The organism is Rhodococcus sp. I2R (assembly GCF_020889545.1).
GTDB lineage: Bacteria > Actinomycetota > Actinomycetes > Mycobacteriales > Mycobacteriaceae > Rhodococcoides.
This window is the reverse complement of the sequence record NZ_JAHUTG010000001.1, coordinates 159,139-176,241: the sequence shown is the minus strand read 5'-3', so window position 1 is coordinate 176,241 and position 17,103 is coordinate 159,139. Positions and strand designations below refer to the sequence as shown.

The 17,103-nt window shown below is 65.3% G+C and carries 18 protein-coding genes; 10 read left to right on the top strand and 8 right to left on the bottom strand.

Features of this window, described 5'->3' with window-relative positions:
* Positions 1–75: 75 nt before the first annotated feature.
* From infB to KVY23_RS00765, 5 genes are all read left to right on the top strand, one after another.
* Positions 76–3,009: a translation initiation factor IF-2 gene (infB, locus tag KVY23_RS00785; protein ID WP_230554915.1), complete on the top strand. Its 2,934-nt coding sequence runs from the start codon at positions 76–78 to the stop codon at positions 3,007–3,009.
* A gap of 158 nt (positions 3,010–3,167) precedes the next feature.
* The gene (locus tag KVY23_RS00780) at positions 3,168–3,458 is read left to right on the top strand and encodes a DUF503 domain-containing protein (RefSeq protein ID WP_075840098.1); all 291 of its coding nucleotides are present in this window, start codon (positions 3,168–3,170) and stop codon (positions 3,456–3,458) included.
* A gap of 33 nt (positions 3,459–3,491) precedes the next feature.
* Positions 3,492–3,968: a 30S ribosome-binding factor RbfA gene (gene rbfA, locus KVY23_RS00775; protein WP_230554913.1), complete on the top strand. Its 477-nt coding sequence runs from the start codon at positions 3,492–3,494 to the stop codon at positions 3,966–3,968.
* A gap of 56 nt (positions 3,969–4,024) precedes the next feature.
* The gene (locus tag KVY23_RS00770) at positions 4,025–4,975 is read left to right on the top strand and encodes a bifunctional oligoribonuclease/PAP phosphatase NrnA (RefSeq protein ID WP_206511099.1); all 951 of its coding nucleotides are present in this window, start codon (positions 4,025–4,027) and stop codon (positions 4,973–4,975) included.
* Positions 4,962–6,311, top strand: coding sequence for an MATE family efflux transporter (locus tag KVY23_RS00765; RefSeq protein ID WP_230554911.1), 1,350 nt, complete (start codon positions 4,962–4,964; stop codon positions 6,309–6,311). Before KVY23_RS00770 ends, KVY23_RS00765 begins: the two co-directional genes overlap by 14 nt.
* Here the strand turns inward: KVY23_RS00765 and KVY23_RS00760 are convergent.
* From KVY23_RS00760 to KVY23_RS00745, 4 genes are all read right to left on the bottom strand, one after another.
* The gene (locus tag KVY23_RS00760) at positions 6,293–7,381 is read right to left on the bottom strand and encodes a sulfate/molybdate ABC transporter ATP-binding protein (protein WP_230554909.1); all 1,089 of its coding nucleotides are present in this window, start codon (positions 7,379–7,381) and stop codon (positions 6,293–6,295) included. The genes KVY23_RS00765 and KVY23_RS00760 overlap by 19 nt on opposite strands.
* 13 nt (positions 7,382–7,394) lie before the next feature.
* Complete coding sequence (locus tag KVY23_RS00755) at positions 7,395–8,201, bottom strand: ABC transporter permease (RefSeq protein WP_206510812.1); 807 nt, start codon at positions 8,199–8,201, stop codon at positions 7,395–7,397.
* Positions 8,198–8,941 carry a molybdate ABC transporter substrate-binding protein gene (gene modA / locus KVY23_RS00750; protein WP_374108681.1) on the bottom strand — a complete coding sequence of 248 codons (744 nt, stop codon included), beginning with the start codon at positions 8,939–8,941 and terminating at the stop codon, positions 8,198–8,200. Before modA ends, KVY23_RS00755 begins: the two co-directional genes overlap by 4 nt.
* 110 nt (positions 8,942–9,051) lie before the next feature.
* Positions 9,052–9,246 carry a hypothetical protein gene (locus KVY23_RS00745; RefSeq protein WP_075840094.1) on the bottom strand — a complete coding sequence of 65 codons (195 nt, stop codon included), beginning with the start codon at positions 9,244–9,246 and terminating at the stop codon, positions 9,052–9,054.
* Between the two features lie 142 nt (positions 9,247–9,388).
* On the opposite strand from KVY23_RS00745, the gene KVY23_RS00740 reads away from it, so the two are divergent.
* The 3 genes from KVY23_RS00740 to truB are packed head-to-tail and all read left to right on the top strand — an operon-like array spanning position 9,389 to position 11,942.
* Positions 9,389–10,312: a metallophosphoesterase gene (locus KVY23_RS00740; protein ID WP_075840093.1), complete on the top strand. Its 924-nt coding sequence runs from the start codon at positions 9,389–9,391 to the stop codon at positions 10,310–10,312.
* Complete coding sequence (gene npt / locus KVY23_RS00735; RefSeq protein ID WP_230554907.1) at positions 10,309–10,974, top strand: 4'-phosphopantetheinyl transferase Npt; 666 nt, start codon at positions 10,309–10,311, stop codon at positions 10,972–10,974. The genes KVY23_RS00740 and npt overlap by 4 nt, the downstream gene beginning before the upstream one ends.
* A 26-nt stretch (positions 10,975–11,000) precedes the next feature.
* Complete coding sequence (gene truB / locus KVY23_RS00730; protein ID WP_230554905.1) at positions 11,001–11,942, top strand: tRNA pseudouridine(55) synthase TruB; 942 nt, start codon at positions 11,001–11,003, stop codon at positions 11,940–11,942.
* A 30-nt stretch (positions 11,943–11,972) separates the two neighbouring features.
* Here the strand turns inward: truB and KVY23_RS00725 are convergent, their stop codons facing one another.
* The 4 genes from KVY23_RS00725 to KVY23_RS00710 are packed head-to-tail and all read right to left on the bottom strand — an operon-like array spanning position 11,973 to position 15,240.
* Positions 11,973–12,698, bottom strand: coding sequence for a metal-dependent transcriptional regulator (locus KVY23_RS00725; protein ID WP_075840090.1), 726 nt, complete (start codon positions 12,696–12,698; stop codon positions 11,973–11,975).
* Between the two features lie 16 nt (positions 12,699–12,714).
* Positions 12,715–13,575, bottom strand: coding sequence for a metal ABC transporter permease (locus tag KVY23_RS00720; protein ID WP_230554904.1), 861 nt, complete (start codon positions 13,573–13,575; stop codon positions 12,715–12,717).
* A 1-nt stretch (position 13,576) separates the two neighbouring features.
* Positions 13,577–14,332: a metal ABC transporter ATP-binding protein gene (locus KVY23_RS00715; protein ID WP_206510808.1), complete on the bottom strand. Its 756-nt coding sequence runs from the start codon at positions 14,330–14,332 to the stop codon at positions 13,577–13,579.
* On the bottom strand, positions 14,329–15,240 hold the full coding sequence (locus KVY23_RS00710; RefSeq protein ID WP_268994603.1) for a metal ABC transporter substrate-binding protein: 912 nt from the start codon (positions 15,238–15,240) through the stop codon (positions 14,329–14,331). The genes KVY23_RS00715 and KVY23_RS00710 overlap by 4 nt, the downstream gene beginning before the upstream one ends.
* A 139-nt stretch (positions 15,241–15,379) precedes the next feature.
* Here KVY23_RS00710 and KVY23_RS00705 point away from each other — a divergent pair, with 139 nt between their 5' ends.
* The gene (locus KVY23_RS00705; protein ID WP_187346793.1) at positions 15,380–16,336 is read left to right on the top strand and encodes a bifunctional riboflavin kinase/FAD synthetase; all 957 of its coding nucleotides are present in this window, start codon (positions 15,380–15,382) and stop codon (positions 16,334–16,336) included.
* A 143-nt stretch (positions 16,337–16,479) separates the two neighbouring features.
* Positions 16,480–16,749 carry a 30S ribosomal protein S15 gene (rpsO, locus tag KVY23_RS00700; RefSeq protein WP_075840087.1) on the top strand — a complete coding sequence of 90 codons (270 nt, stop codon included), beginning with the start codon at positions 16,480–16,482 and terminating at the stop codon, positions 16,747–16,749.
* The last annotated feature ends 354 nt before the right edge of the window (positions 16,750–17,103 follow it).

The window sequence follows — 17,103 nt, the reverse complement described above, 5'->3', positions numbered from 1 at the left end:
CGATGAACGTCCGTCGGAGATAACCCGAGGTCGTGCGGGCACCAAGCCTCGCTCGGCCTCTCAGTGAGGAGAGCAGTGGCAGGCAAGGCCCGCGTGCACGAGTTGGCAAAAGAACTCGGTGTCACCAGTAAGGAACTACTCGCACGGCTCAAAGAGCAAGGCGAGTTCGTCAAGTCCGCATCGTCCACCGTCGAAGCGCCCGTAGCGCGTCGACTGCGTGAGGCGTTCCCATCCGACAAACCCGATTCCGCCTCCGGCAACGGTCAGTCCGCCGGCGCAGCGAACGGCAGCACCGCATCACGTAGCGATGCCACCGATTCCGCGCCCAAGCCGACCACCGGCGCCAAGCCCGGCGGTCCGCGGCCCGGCCCCAAGCCGACACCGCGGCCGACACCGGCAGCCCCGGTTGCAGAAACACCTGCGGAGCCCGTGGCGCCGACCAAGTCGGAACCCGCTGCTCCCGCCGCAGCCGCACCGACGAGCCCGTCCCCGGCTGCTCCGGCACCATCGGCGCCAGCTGCCGCTGCGCCGGCAGCACCCGCCGCAGAGGCGTCCCCGGCAGCATCCGAGGCTCCGGCTGCGCCGGCCGGACCAAAGCCAGGCGCGCCCGGGCCCAAGCCGGGACCCAAGGCTCCTCGCGTCGGTAACAACCCGTACTCGTCCGCACCCACCGAGCGTCCCGCGCCTCGTCCGGCTCCCGGTGCTCCTCGGCCGGGTGGCGGTCGTCCGGCCCCCGGTCAGGGTGGACCTCGTCCGGCAGCACCGGCGGGTGGGTCGCGTCCGGCTCCCGGCCAGGGCGGACCTCGTCCGGCTCCCGGTCAGGGTGGACCTCGTCCGAGTCCCGGCTCGATGCCACCTCGCCCGAACCCGGGTGCCATGCCCACGCGTTCGTCGCGTCCCGCTCCCGCCACAGGCGGCCGTCCGGGTCGCCCCGGCGGCGCTCCGGGCGGTCGTCCCGGTGGCGCCGGTGGCGGCGGTTACCGCGGCGGCGGCGCGCCAGGTGCGCCCGGCGGCGCTCCCGCAGGAGGAGCACCGGCAGGCGGCTTCCGTGGTCGTCCCGGCGGCGGTGGTCGTCCAGGCCAGCGCGGCGCTGCAGCAGGTGCATTCGGTCGTCCCGGCGGCGCGCCCAGGCGTGGACGCAAGTCGAAGCGGGCGAAACGTGCCGAGTACGAGAGCATGCAGGCTCCTGCCGTCGGCGGCGTCAGGCTGCCTCGCGGCAACGGCGAGACCATCCGTCTCGCCCGTGGCGCTTCGCTGTCCGACTTCGCGGACAAGATCGACGCCAACCCGGCTGCATTGGTTCAGGCTCTGTTCAATCTCGGTGAGATGGTGACCGCGACACAGTCGGTCAACGACGAGACGCTCGAGCTGCTCGGCGGCGAGATGAATTACGTCGTCCAGGTCGTCAGCCCCGAGGACGAGGATCGCGAGCTGCTCGACAGCTTCGACCTCACCTACGGCGAGGATGCGGGCGGCGAGGAAGACCTCGAACAGCGTCCCCCCGTGGTCACGGTCATGGGCCACGTCGACCACGGTAAGACGCGGTTGCTCGACTCGATCCGTAACACCACGGTGCGCGAAGGCGAGGCCGGCGGCATCACCCAGCACATCGGTGCTTACCAGGTTCTCACCGAGCTCGAGGGCAACGAGCGCCTCATGACCTTCATCGATACACCCGGTCACGAGGCCTTCACGGCCATGCGTGCTCGCGGTGCGAAGGCCACCGACCTCGCGATTCTGGTTGTTGCAGCCGATGACGGTGTCATGCCGCAGACGGTCGAAGCGATCAACCACGCGCAGGCTGCCGATGTCCCCATCGTGGTCGCGATCAACAAGATCGACAAGGAAGGTGCCAACCCGGACAAGATCCGGCAGCAGCTCACCGAATACGGTCTCGTCGCCGAGGAGTACGGCGGCGACACGATGTTCGTCGAGATCTCCGCGAAGCAGGGCATCAACATCGACGCCCTTCTCGACGCGGTGCTCTTGACCGCAGATGCCGCATTGGATCTGCGTGCGAACCCCGACATGGAGGCGCAGGGCGTCGCCATCGAGGCCCACCTCGATCGTGGACGTGGACCGGTGGCAACCGTGCTCATTCAGCGCGGAACGTTGCGAGTCGGCGATTCGATCGTGGCCGGCGATGCATACGGACGTGTCCGCCGCATGGTCGACGAGCACGGCGAGGATGTCACCGAAGCGTTGCCTTCGCGGCCCGTGCAGGTCATCGGTTTCACCTCGGTGCCCGGTGCAGGCGACAACCTCCTCGTCGTCGACGAGGACCGTATCGCTCGGCAGATCGCGGATCGTCGCAACGCCCGTAAGCGCAACGCGCTTGCCGCGAAGAGTCGCAAACGCATCAGCCTCGATGATCTCGATGCAGCGCTGAAGGAGACTTCGCAGCTGAACCTGATCCTCAAGGGCGACAACTCGGGCACCGTCGAGGCGCTCGAAGAAGCCCTGCTGGGTATCGAGATCGACGACGAGGTAGAGCTGCGGGTCATCGACCGCGGTGTCGGTGGCGTCACCGAGACCAACGTCAACCTCGCATCGGCCTCCAACGCGATCATCATCGGCTTCAACGTCCGCGCGGAAGGCAAGGCCACCGAGCTCGCCAACCGTGAGGGCGTCGACATTCGGTACTACTCGGTGATCTACCAGGCGATCGACGAGATCGAACGGGCCCTCAAGGGCATGCTCAAGCCGGTGTACGAAGAGGTCGCGCTTGGTCAGGCAGAGATTCGTGCGCTGTTCCGTTCGTCCAAGGTCGGCAATATCGCCGGTTGCCTCGTCACCTCCGGTACGATCCGTCGCAACGCAAAGGCGCGTCTGCTTCGCGATAACAAGGTGGTCGCCGAGACCGTCACCATCTCCTCGCTTCGTCGTGAGAAGGAGGACGCGGTCGAGGTGCGCGAGGGCTACGAGTGTGGTCTTACGGTGACGTACTCCGACATCAAGGTGGGAGATGTCATCGAGGCGTACGAGCTTCGCGAGAAGCCGCGCGACTAGACGGGAAAGGAACCTGTGGGTGACGCACCCGACAAGGTTCCGATCTCGGTTGTGGTGACGCACGGGGAGTGACACTGGAGTGATCGATACGGCCGGCGGCGGTACCTCGAAGGTGCCGCCGCCGGATCGTCCGGTCGAACCGATCGAAGGATGGCCGCGTGTATCTGGGTGCTCTGGAGTTGGACGTGCTGTTGGGCGATGTGCGGTCGTTGGCGGAGAAGCAGACGACGGTCGAGCCCGTGCTGTCGGAGTTGCACAGATTTGGTGTTTCGGCGGCGGAGACGGGTGAACTCGGCCGTATCAGGCGGTCCCTTTTCGGAATCGCCGCAGCGGGATCCGATGTCGATGGTCTGCACGACAAACTGGACGAATGCGAACGGCATGTCGCCGAGCGCCACGATCTGGAATTGTTGGCAGTGAGAAGAAGAATTTTCGGTCCCGAGGACTGACTCGGTACCGCGTATGAGGAGCGTGAAGAGTTCATGGTGGATCAGGCGAGGGCTCGCAGGCTTTCGAAACGGATAGCCGCCATCGTTGCGACGGCTATCGACCACGAGATCAAGGATCCGCGGCTGGCATTCGTGACGATCACCGACTGCAAGGTCACAGCCGACCTGCACGATGCGACGGTCTATTACACGGTGCGAGGCGAGGACTTGGACACGCCGCCCGACGTGCAGGCTGCGGCTTCCGGTTTGGAGAAGGCAAAGGGCGTTCTGCGCTCCAAAGTCGGTGCGGGAACCGGTGCGCGCTTCACACCGACGCTGACGTTCGTCACGGACACGGTCCCCGATACAGCGCGTCACATGGAGGAACTCCTCGAGCGCGCCCGGCGAGCGGACAGTGAGGTCGCCCGGGCGGCGGCCACCGCGCAACCCGCAGGTGACCCCGATCCGTACAAGGCGCCCCGAGACCTCGACGAGGACTCAGAGTCGGCCGAGGTGGACCGGGCGACGTGACGACATCGCCCAGGGCGGCCTCGCCACAGGCAGGAATCGGTGCACCGGTAGAGGACATGTTCCCCCGCGTCATCTCTCTGTTGGAGGCTGCTCGCTCGGCGACTGTGCTCTGTCACGTGCACCCGGACGCCGACACCATCGGTAGCGGTCTTGCGTTGGCGATGGTGCTGGATCGGCGGGGAGTGTCGGTGGAAGTGTCGTTCGCCGTCCCCGAGGAGCTACCGGAATCGATGAACGAACTGCCCGGGCGCGAAATGTTGGTTCCCGCTCGGGAAGTGCGCAGCGAGGTCGACCTCGTCGTCACCGTGGATGCCGGCAGCCGAGGGCGACTCGGTGCGCTTGCCGATCGAATCGACTCCGCAGACGCATGCCTGGTGATCGACCACCACAGATCCAATACCCGTTTCGGGACCGTGAATCTCGTCGACGACGGTGCGGAGTCCACGACCGCGGTCATCACGCGGCTGTTCGACGCGTGGGACATCGAGGTCGATGCCGACGTAGCCCACTGTTTGTTCGCTGGTCTGGTCACCGACACCGGATCGTTTCGATGGGTTCGGCCCGGCTCGCATCTGCTTGCCGAACGACTGCTCGCCACCGGTATCGACGGTGCTGCGATCGCCCGAAAGCTGCTGGACAGTCATCCGTTCGGCTGGCTTCCGATGCTGGGCAAAGTTCTCGGATCCGCGACGCTCGTTCCCGACGGTGTCGGCGGGCTCGGGTTGGTGTACGCCGTCATCGAACGCGAGGACACCGCCGGACTACGGTCGGAGGAGATCGAGAGCGTCATCGACATCGTGCGCACCACCGCCGAAGCCGAGGTCGCGGCTGTGTTCAAACAACAGGCCGGTGACGAATGGACCGTGTCGCTGCGCTCGAAGACCGTAGTCGACGTCTCGACCGTCGCAACGGTTCTCGGCGGTGGCGGGCACCGCAACGCCGCCGGGTTCACCGCGCACGGAACGATGTCCGACGTCGTCGCCACCCTGATCGATGCCCTCTCCTGACTCCAGCGCCCTCGCCGAAGCCTCCCCGCGCCGCATCCTCGGATTGGCGATTCCAGCCCTGGGAGTTCTTGCAGCAGAGCCGCTGTACTTACTCTTGGACGCCGCTGTGGTGGGCCGGCTCGGGGCGTTGCCGCTCGCTGGTCTCGCCGTGGGGGGATTGGTCCTGGCCCAGGTCAGCACTCAGCTGACATTCCTGTCCTACGGTACGACGGCCCGCGCGGCTCGCCTGCACGGTGCCGGACGCGACGACGACGCCGTGGGGGAGGGCGTATCGGCGACATGGCTGGCGTTCGGGCTCGGCGCGCTGATCATCGCAGTGATGCAGCTGCTATGCGTTCCGATTCTCGCGTTGATCGGCGGTGGTGGCGATATCACTGCCGAAGCTGTGCGCTGGTTCCGGGTTGCGGTACTCGGCGTGCCGTTCATTTTGGTGTCGATGGCAGGCAACGGATGGATGCGAGGCCTACAGGACACGGTTCGCCCGCTCCGCTACGTCGTGTTCGGGTTGGGGCTCTCGGCGGTGCTGTGCCCACTCCTGGTGCACGGACTCCTCGGATTCCCCTACCTGGGATTGGTCGGGTCGGCGGTCGCCAACGTCATCGGCCAGACCGTTGCGGGAGCTCTCTTCGTCGTTGCACTCGTGCGATCAGGCGTGCCGCTGCGCCCATCATGGCCGGTGATGCGCGCGCAGTTGTCGCTGGGCAGAGATCTGGTGCTACGCAGCCTGGCGTTCCAAGCCTGCTTCCTCTCCGCGGCGGCGGTGGCGTCGCGATTCGGCGCGGCGTCGGTCGCGGCCAATCAGGTTGTACTGCACTTGTGGAACTTGGTGTCGCTGACTCTCGATTCGTTGGCCATCGCTGCCCAGACCTTGGTCGGTGCCGCCCTCGGTCGCGCCGATGTGCCCGGCGCCACGCGCTTGGGCTGGCGACTGACGGCGTGGTCGACGGTGTTCGCGCTGGTGCTGGCGTTGCTTCTCGCGGCCGGCGGGCCCATTCTGCCGGGCCTGTTCACGACCGACTCGTCCGTGGTGGAACAGATGCAGTCGATTTGGTGGATCTTCGTGGCGATCATTCCACTGGCTGGGGTCGTGTTCGCACTCGATGGTGTGCTGCTCGGTGCCGGGGATGCGGCGTTCCTACGAACGGCCACGCTCGCATGTGCGCTCGTCGGTTTCCTGCCGTCGATCTGGCTCGCATTGGCCTTCGACTGGGGACTTCGCGGAATCTGGTTCGGCCTCGGGATTTTCGTCGCACTGCGCATGGCGGCGGTGATCGGTCGTTTCGTCTCGGGTCGGTGGGCTATCGCCGGCGCCGACATTCAACGCACAGCCGGATGAATCGCCATTTCCTGACTCTTGACGACGAAGTAGACGGCGCGGCCCGGCTCGAGATCGAGCTCGGCGACCGCTGCGGGAGTGACGTCGGCGGCTGTCCCGGGGCTGCCGTCCGGATAGTCGGCTCCCCGTAGCCGCACGTACGCGCCCTGGGCGTCCATCGTGGTGATGGTGACGGGAAAGATGTTGCGCGGGCTGGCGCGCGGAGGTTCGAGGTGGACGGCGACGGCGGACGGGGCGAACACCGCCACCGCATCTCCCGTCATTGCCTCCGCCTGTGCACCGTCCATGTGGCCGAACACGCGAAGTCCCCACGCTGTGGTCAGCGAACCCGGAGCGTCGACTCGACCGGTCAGCAGGTTCACCCCTGCGATCTGCGCGGCGAAGGCACTGCGCGGTGAGGTGAGCACATCGGCCGTCGGTCCGCGCTCGACAATACGTCCCGACTCGACCACTACGACGGTGTCGGCCATGGCCAGCGCGTCGAGCAGGTCGTGTGTGACCACCACCGCTGTTCGTCGCTGCTCGCGCAGCACGGTGCGAAGCAGGCGCCGTAGCCCTGGGGCGGTCTCGACGTCGAGTGCCGCCATCGGCTCGTCGAGGAGCAAGACCCTGGGTTCGGCGGCGAGTGCACGTGCAATTGCGACGCGCTGTGCCTGCCCACCCGACAGTTGCGCGGGTCTGCGGCCGGCGAGGTCGAGTGCACCGACCGCACTGAGCCAGGACTGGGCCAGTGCTCGCGCATCGCGCCTGCGGACGCCACGGCTGCGGGGAGCGAACGCCACGTTCTCTGCGACGCTGAGATGCGGAAACAGCAGAGCGCTCTGAGACAGGCTCGCGACACCGCGAGCATGGGGAGGCACGTGTATTCCCCGAGCGGTATCGGTGACGACGTCCGCCCCGAGGGTGATTTTTCCGGTGTCGGGCGTTGCGAGCCCTGCGATGAGGTCGAGCAACGTGGATTTACCGGCACCGTTGGGGCCGAGTAGGGCAACGACCTCCCCTTCGGCGACGTCGAACTCGATTTCGACATCCCGCTGCGCGATCCGGGCAGTCACGGACACGGAGCTCACAGGAGACCTTTCATCACAAGACACTGTCCGTCCGGCGTCCACGTGCGGCGAGAACGACGAGGGCGGCCACGACGATCAGCAGTAGGGACAGCGCCACTGCAGCATCGGCATCGGCTTCCCGTTGAAGATAGATCTCGAGTGGCAAGGTCCGTGTGACGCCTTGGAGCGATCCGGCGAAGGTGAGGGTGGCACCGAATTCGCCGAGTGCACGCGCGAATGCGAGTACAGCGCCGGAGACCAGGCCGGGCAGCACGAGGGGCAGGGTCACGCGCCGCAGGACTGTCGTCGGTCGAGCGCCGAGCGTCGCCGCCACCCTTTCGTAGGCGTGACCCGAACTTCGCAGTGCACCTTCGAGGCTGAGGACGAGGAAGGGCAGCGAAACGAAGGTTTGAGCCAACACCACCGCGGTCGTCGAGAATGCGATGGACAGGCCCCAACCCTCCAGATACTCGCCGACGAGGCCCAGGCGCCCGAACGTGTACAGCAACGCGATCCCCCCGACGACGGGCGGCAGAACCAGCGGCAGCAGCACGAGCGCCCGGAGGATCGAGAGCCCCGGGAAATCGGTGCGAGCGAGCACGAGCGCCATGGGGATACCGATGACGACACACAGCGCGGTGCTGGCGGCGGCTGTTCGCAAGCTCAGGGCGAGCGCGGTTCTCGATGCGTCCGAGGTGACGAGTGGAACGAAGTTGGGCCAGTCGATTCGAAGCAGAATGGCAAGCAGCGGTGTCAGGATGAACAGAGCACCGATTGCGGCCGGAAGAAAGACCCACCCCGGGAGCCCGAGCCGAACCGTGGTCGAGCGGGTGGCGGTCACGGCGCCGCGAACCCGGCCTCGGCGAGAATCCGCTGCCCCGCGGCGCCGGTGACGGATGCGACGAACGCAACTGCCGCATCGGCATTCTTGTTGCTGCCGAGGACTGCGATCGGGTACGTGTTGATTGCTCGAGCCGATTCGGGGAAGGTCACCGAAGTCACTCGGTCTCCGGCCGCTGCGGCGTCGGTGACGTACACCAGGCCGGCGTCCGCCTGCCCCGACATCACTTTCCCGAGTACGTCGGTCACCGCCGATTCCTCGCTCACTGCGGGAATGGTGATGCCGGTGACCTGCTCGACCTTGTCGGTGGCAGCGCCGCACGGGACCCGAGGGGCACACACGACAGTCAGAATGTCCGGGTTCGCCAGATCGGCGAACGACGTCACGTTCGCGGGATTGCCCGGCGCTGTGACGATCGTGAGCACGTTCGTGGCAAAGGGCGTCGGTTCCCCGTCCACGAGCTGCGCATCGACCGCCCTCTCCATGGTGTTCATGTCTGCGGTTGCGAACACGTCGGCCGGTGCACCCTGGTCGAGCTGGGTGAACAGGTCCGAGGAACCGGCGAAGTTGAGGGCGACGTTCGTGCCCGGGTACTGGGCTTCGAAGGACTCGGCGAGTTCGGTGAACGTCGCGGTCAGCGATGCCGCCGCGAAGACCGTGATGTCGCCGGTATTCGGGGAGCCGGGTGCGCAACCCGTGAGCAGTGCGGCACACGCCGTGGCGGCGGCCAGCGGCCCTATCGACCGGTTCGTGCGAGGGTTTCCTGTGCTTCGACGATGACCATGGATGAGGCGATGACCATGGATAAGGCGATGACCATGGATAAGGCGATGACCATGGATAGCCGGCCTCACCTGTTCCGTCTCGCCACTACTACACGGGCCAGGAACTGCGCGGCGAGCAGCGCGACCGCGCACACCACAGCCGTGATCGCGAATCCGGCTACGAAATTGTCCGATGCAATCCCGGCAAGGAATGCGGCCATCACCGTGATGACCATCCCTGCCCGTAGGCCGCTCTTCTCGGACCCCGAAAGTTTTTCCATAGCTCGATTCTCGCACTGTGGCGTGTTCGAACACCCATGCCCGCCACCCGTGACGTGCACAGGGCGGAATCACAGAGGAGAATGGGGCGTTGGTTCACCATCGAACCGCGAGAACGTCATCGAACTGAAAGGATCGCCCCCTGTGGCAGCCACGCTCTGGGCAGTCAGTGACATCCACGTCGGCCACCGAGGCAACCGGCCGATCACCGAGGATATTCACCCCGAATCGCCCGAGGACTGGCTGATCGTCGCTGGGGATGTCTCGGAGAAGACCGACGACATCAAGTGGGCGCTCGAACTCCTGCGCAGCCGGTTCGCGAAGGTCATCTGGGTGCCGGGAAACCACGAGCTGTGGACGACGGCGAAAGACCCCGTGCAGATCCACGGCGTCGCACGCTACGAGTACCTGGTGAACTTGTGTCGAGAGATCGACGTGGTGACACCCGAGGACCCCTACCTGGTGTGGGAGGGCGAGGGCGGGCCCGCGACGATCGTGCCGCTGTTCCTGCTGTACGACTACTCCTTTCTGCCGCGCGGGGCGATCGACAAAGACCATGGCCTCGCGATCGCCCGAGAGAAGAACGTCGTGGCCACCGACGAGTTCCTGCTGTCGCCGCAGCCCTACGCCACGCGCGACGCGTGGTGCCGCGCACGTATCGAGAGCACCCGCGCGCGTCTCGACGCCCTCGATACCTCCGTTCCCACAGTGCTGATCAATCACTTCCCGATGGTTCGTCAGCCGACCGACGTGCTGTTCTATCCGGAGTTCGCGCTGTGGTGCGGATCGACCCTCACTGCCGACTGGCACGTGAAGTACAACGCACTGTGCTCGGTGTACGGCCACCTGCACATTCCGCGAACCACCTACTACGACGGAGTGCGGTTCGAGGAAGTCTCCGTCGGCTACCCGCGTGAGTGGCAACGGCGAGGTTTGCCGGACAACGTGCTGCGTCGGATTCTCCCGGTGCCCGCGTACCCGGAGGGAACGCTGAACAAGTGGGGCGGTCACTTCACCGTCACGCCCGAAATGGAAGCCGAAGTCGAGAAGATGAGGTCCAAGCAGTGATCGAGTCGATCCTCCCGAACGGAGTCGTCGCCGCGGAGTTGTTCGAGGATCCGCCCGGGTTGACCCCGCATCCGCTCGAGGCGCCCCTGGTGGCCAAGGCAGTCGACAAGCGCAAGCGCGAGTTCACCTCCGCGCGACACTGCGCTCGTCTCGCGATGGGCAAGTTGGGCGTCGACCCCGCGCCGATCATGCGCGGCAAGTCCGGTGCTCCGCAGTGGCCGAAGGGCGTTGTCGGGTCGCTGACACACTGCGACGGGTACCGCGGGGCCGTTCTCGGCTACTCCATGCAGGTGCGTTCGGTCGGGATCGATGCCGAGCCGCATGGACCGTTGCCCGAGGGTGTGCTGGACGCGGTGAGCATCGAAGCGGAACGGAAATGGCTCGCCACTGCCGACAGCGCCGACATGCACTGGGATCGGCTGCTGTTCTGTGCCAAGGAGGCGACCTACAAAGCCTGGGAACCACTCACCGGACGGTGGCTGGGTTTCGAGGATGCGCATATCACTTTCGAGCGCACCGGGGTGAAGGGCGAGCTTTCCGGCACCTTCACCTCGACGCTTCTCGTCCCCGGCGACACCCTCTCCGGACCGCCGTTGACCTCCTTCGACGGTCGATGGTTGGTCGACGGAGGCCTGATCGTGACGGCGATAGCGGTGTCCTGACCGCGGTACTGGCACAATGATCTCTCGTGTCTGCGCGCGGTAAGTTGTCCTCCGGTCTCGTCGGAGCCGGGTTGTTGATAGTCGACAAGGATGCGGGAGTGACCAGCCACGACGTGGTGGCGTCGTGCCGCAAGCTGCTGAACACACGCAAGGTGGGGCATGCGGGGACGCTCGATCCGATGGCCACGGGCGTGCTCGTCCTCGGCATCGAACGCGCTACCAAGATGCTCGGACTGCTCGCCCTGACCACCAAGGCGTACTCGGCGACCATCCGTCTCGGCAGAAGCACCACCACCGACGACGCCGAGGGCGAGACGATCGCTGACGCGTCCGCGTCCTCGATTACCGACGCAGACATCTCCGCGCAGGTCATCTCGCTCACCGGTGACATCGAGCAGATCCCGTCGAGCGTCAGCGCGATCAAGGTCGACGGACAGCGGGCGCACAAGCTGGTTCGCGCCGGCGAGGAGTTCACCATTCCGGCGAGGCGGGTCCACGTCTCCCGCTTCGAGGTTCTCGCCAGACGGGACGTGCTGGGGGAGGACGGGACGGCCTTCGTCGATCTGGACGTCGAGGTCGAATGCTCCTCGGGGACCTATGTTCGAGCCTTGGCGCGTGACCTCGGCGCCGCACTCGGGGTCGGTGGCCATCTGACGAAACTGCGCCGCACCCGCGTTGGCCCCTTCACCCTCGAGCATGCCCGGACTCTCCGCGAGCTCGCGGACGAGCCCGCGGTCAGTCTCGACATCGACGAGGCCGCACGCACTGCGTTCGAGCACAGGCAGGTCGATGCGGACGAGGCGGAGGCGATAAGCCAGGGGCGTTGGCTCGACCCGATCGGAATCTCCGGCGTGTACGCGGCGATCGATCCGAGCGGTCACGCGATCGCGCTGCTGCAGGAGAAGGGTAAGCGGGCGAGTTCGGTGATGGTAGTGCGTCCAGCCACGTTGCGAGGTCTCAGCAGCTAGCAGAATCAATCGGTCCGGGCTACTGCAAGGTCAGGCCGGAACCATCCAGATCGCTTCGGCCGCGCGCTGACCGAGATCGATGGTGTTCGACTCCTCGTGCCCCAGTTCGATCGCGACGGTGCCGGCGTAGTCGCGGCGTTCGACAACGGTGATCACCAGGTCGAGCGTGATCCCGACGGTGTCGAAGTAGCGCAGGATGGCCGGGTCGGAGTCCGAGATGCGTGCGACGCGCCCGTTTTGGCCGTTCGCGTAGTCGCTCAGTCTCGTGGCTTCGGGCGAGGAGATGTCACCGTCCACAGACGGAATCGGGTCGCCATGGGGGTCGCGCTGCGGGAAACCCAACTTGGCGTCGATTCGCGACATCATCAGGTCGGAGACAGCATGCTCGAGGATTTCGGCCTCGTCGTGAACTTCGTCCCATCCGTATCCGAGTTCGCGAACGAGATATGTCTCGATCAGTCGGTGACGGCGAACCATGGCGACGGCGGCGTGACGACCACGCTCGGTGAGCGAGATCGCTCCATAGCGGGCGTGATCGACCATCCCCTGGTCGGCCAGCTTTCTGATGGCCTCGGACACCGTGGAGGCGGAAACACCGATGCGCTCGGAGAGCATTTTCGTGCTCACTGTGTCCTCGCTCCATTCGCTGGCGGTCCAGATGACTTTCAGATAGTCCTGGGCCACAGCCGACAGCTGTACCTCCCCGTTTTGTTCCACCACGGAGTCGAGCTTAGGCAATCCAATCGGAAATGACATCTCGCCCGGCCGTCGGTCATGCAACGATGTCGGCGGGTCGTCGCAGCCGGCGCGTCACTATTCCCTGGCTCGGACTGAACAGGTACGCGAGGGTGAATACTGTTCCCTGGGCGAGAACGACGGTTCCGCCGGACGAGACGTCCAGGTAGAAACTCACGTAGATCCCGACAATTGCGCAGCCTATGCCGATGGCGGGAGCCAGCAGCAGCATCTGACCGAAGCGTTGCGTGAGCAAGTATGCCGTCGCGCCCGGTGTGATCAGCATGGCGACGACGAGGATCACGCCCACTGCCTGCAGGGCCACGACAGTCGTGAGCGCGAGCAGGGTCAGCATCAGACCGGACAGCACGCTCGGCGAGATCCCGACCGCACGCGCCTGCGTTCGATCGAACGCGAACAGCGTGAAATCGCGTCGCTTGACGATCATCACCGCCAATGCCAGCCCGCCGAGAACGATGACCTGCCACATGTCTCCTTCGGATACACCGAGAAGATTGCCGAAGAGGATGTGGTTCAGGTCGATCTGGCTCGGGAATTTCGAGATCAAGACGACGCCGAACGCGAACAGCGTCGTGAAGACGACCCCGATTGCGGCGTCCTCTTTGACCGCGGTCGTGTTGCGCACGATGCCGATCGCTCCGACGGCGATGAGCGCAAAGATCAACGCCCCGATTGCGAACGGCGCGCCGAGTAGGTAGGACAGCGCGACGCCTGGCAGAACTGCATGCGAGACGGCATCACCCATGAGAGACCAACCGATCAGAACGAGCCAGCAGCTCAGAACCGCACACACCACGGATGCGACCACGGTGACGAGCAGCGCTCTTCTGATGAAGGTGTATTGAAGCGGATCGAGCAGCAGGTCGAGCGGGTACATCTCAGTGTCCCTCCGAGTCGATCGATTGCAGCGGGTCGATGCCGAAGGCCAGTGCCAAATTCTCGGGCCGCAGCACCTCCCTCGGGGTTCCGTGCATCAGCACCCGCTGGTGCAGCAGGATCGCCTCGTCGCACAGATCCGGCAGAGCGCGAAGGTCGTGTGTGGAGATCAACACCGAAGCTCCCGCTGAGGTCAGTTCGCGCAAGAGTCGGGTGATCGTGGCCTCAGTACGTTTGTCGACGCCCGCGAACGGTTCGTCGAGCAGCAGCAGCGATGCCTCCTGGGCGATGGCCCGAGCAACGAACGCGCGTTTGCGTTGGCCCCCCGACAGTTGGCCGATCTGCCGGTCGGCCAACTCGGTCAACTCGACGCGCGCCAATGCTGCTGCAACGGCATCCCTGTCGCGGGCGCGCGGGGTGCGCATCCAGTTCTGCGTACCGTAGCGACCCATCATCACCACCTCACGAACGCTGATGGGGAACGTCCAGTCCACGGTTTCGCTCTGGGGCACATAGCTCACCGCTGCATCCTTGCGCGCCTTCTCCGGCGGTCCGCCGAAAATGCGGATGGATCCGGTGTCGGGCCGGACGACGCCCATGATCGACTTGAACAGTGTCGACTTGCCGGATCCGTTCATGCCGACCAGCCCGCACACTCGCCCCGGTTCGAGCGTCAGGGAAGTATCGACCAGTGCGGTGACCTCGCGGTAGCGAACACCCAAGTGCTCCACCTGGAGTGCCGGTGCGATGCGGTTCATTCTGACTCCCCGAGTAGTGCGTCGGTGATGGTTCGGGCGTCGTAGGTGAGCAGGTCCAGGTAGGTCGGAACCGGACCGCCGTCGTCGCTGAGGGAATCGACGAAGAGGGTTCCGCCGAATTGGGCGCCGGTGTCCTCGGCGACCTGAAGCTGAGCCTTGTTCGACACTGTCGACTCGCAGAAAATGGCGGGTACGTCGTTCTCTCGGACGAAATCGATTGTGGCGACCACCTGCTTCGGCGTACCTTCCTGCTCCGCGTTGACCGGCCAGAGGTAGGCCTCCTGCAGATCGAAGTCTCGGGCGAGATAACTGAACGCTCCCTCGCAGGTGACCAGGGCTCGCTGGTTGGCGGGGAGCACGGCCAGATCGGCGCGAAGTTCGTCGGCGACAGCGCTGAGCGCGCCGTTGTAGGCGGCGGCGTTCGCGCGGTAGTCGGACGCGTTGGCGGGGTCGAGGCGGACGAATGCGTCCGCGATGTTGTCTACGTACGTTTGCGCTACTTTCGGCGACATCCAGGCGTGCGGGTTTGCTTTGCCCGCGTATGCGTCGCCGCGGATGTAGACCGGATCGACTCCGTCGCTGAGGACGGCGTGTGGTGCTGGCACGCGCTCGACGAATTTTTCGAACCAGGCTTCGAGACCGAGTCCGTTGTCCAGGATCAGGTCGGCTCGGTCTGCGGTGCGAAGATCGCCGGGGGTTGGTTCGTACCCGTGGATTTCCGCACCCGCCTTGGTGATGGACTCGACGCGTAAGTGTTCCCCCGCCACGTTGCGTGCCATGTCCGCAAGAACCGTGAAGGTGGTCAGCACCAGCGGTCGCGGGTCATCCTCGCCCTCCGCCTCGAGGCCTACCGCTTCGCCATCACCGACTGCGCGAGCACAGGCGCTCAGTGCGAGTGCGCACAACAGCACTGCTGCGACGCTACGAAAATAAAAGTTAGGCACCCCGAAATCTTGGCAGACTGTTCGCCGGTTTGTCCACAGGTGTTTGCCGTGACACATCGATCCGGAAGTGACCTCGTCGGCGGTGGGCCGTAGGCTTTGCCTCGTGCAGAGATGGCGAGGTCTCGACGACGTACCTGCCGACTGGGGCCGTTGTGTTCTCACGATCGGCGTTTTCGACGGCGTGCACCGCGGGCACGCCCGACTCATAAGTCGGGCGGTGAACTCGGCGGCCGAGCGGGGCGTTGCGAGCGTGCTGATGACGTTCGATCCGCATCCGATGGAGGTCGTCCGGCCAGGTTCGCACCCGGCACAGTTGACCACCCTCACGCGGCGAGCCGAGCTTGCCGAGGAACTGGGTATCGACGTCTTCTGCGTGATGCCCTTCACCCCGGAACTCATGAGGCTGACGCCCGAACGCTATGTCCACGAGATCTTGATAGAGCGCCTGCACGTCGCGGAAGTCGTCGTGGGGGAGAACTTCACGTTCGGCAAGAAGGCGCAAGGCAACGTCGATCTGCTGCGCAAGATCGGCCACCGATCCGGTTTCGCGGTCGACGGGTTCAATCTGCTCGCCGAGCATGCAGTGACCTTCTCCTCGACCTACATCCGCTCGTGCGTCGATGCGGGCGACGTCTCGGCGGCCTGTGCCGCACTCGGCCGACCGCATCGTGTCGAGGGCGTCGTGGTTCACGGGGACGGCAGAGGTCGACAACTCGGCTACCCGACTGCGAACGTGGCGCCGCCGATGTACTCGGCCATACCTGCGGACGGCGTGTACGCAGCATGGTTCACCGTGCTCGGCCCCGGGCCTGTGATGGGCACTGTGACGCCGGGCGAGCGACATCGCGCGGCGGTATCGGTAGGGACGAATCCAACGTTCTCGGGTCGCACGCGCACGGTGGAGGCATTCGTGCTCGACGGCGACGGCGACCTCTACGGCCAGCATGTAGCGGTCGATTTCGTCGAACGCCTTCGTGGCATGGAGAAGTTCGACTCCATCGAGACCCTGGTCGAACAGATGGGCCGAGATGCCGATGAGGTACGCGCAACACTGACCTGAGCCCATAGCTGATAGGCTGGCTCCTCGGTGCACGCTGCGGTCCGTGGTGGCTGCACCCGGTCCTGCCGCCCTGTCGTGTATCACGATCGACTTGGGTGGAGGATTTCCTTTCGCGCGGACGTCAGTGATCAGGAGTAGTACCAGTGGCATTGACCACCGAAGAGAAGAAGGTCGTACTCGGCGAGTACGGCTTGCACCCGACCGACACCGGCTCGCCCGAGGCTCAGGTCGCGATGCTCAGCAAGCGCATCTCCGATCTCACCGAGCACCTGAAGAAGCACAAGCACGACCACCACTCCCGCCGCGGCCTTCTGCTGCTGGTCGGACGTCGTCGTCGCCTTCTCAAGTACGTAGCGAAGTCCGATGTCACCCGGTACCGTTCGCTCATCGAGCGTCTGGGACTGCGTCGCTAGATCCGGTGCCGACGCGCCCATGTCATGGGCGGTCATCGAAATAGTGCAGTAGCCAACGAGGCAGTGCTTACACTGTTCCTCGTTGGCTATCTGTGTTGGAAAAACAGGCAAGTCAGCAGTACATGTGGACACATGGGTGTTCACACATCGCCGTACACGCCGACTGAAGTGGAGTCGGCCTTCGGTAGTGGCCCTTCGGACACAGCAGGACCTGCTCGATCGCATACAGCAGGACTGCTCGTCGGTCCGTCGGGCTTCGATCGATGGCCGCCCCTGCTCGAGCAGCTGCAGCCCGAGGTTCACCGCATCGGTGATCCGGGGCCGGCGGCTCGTCGGCACGAACGCGGCAAAGAC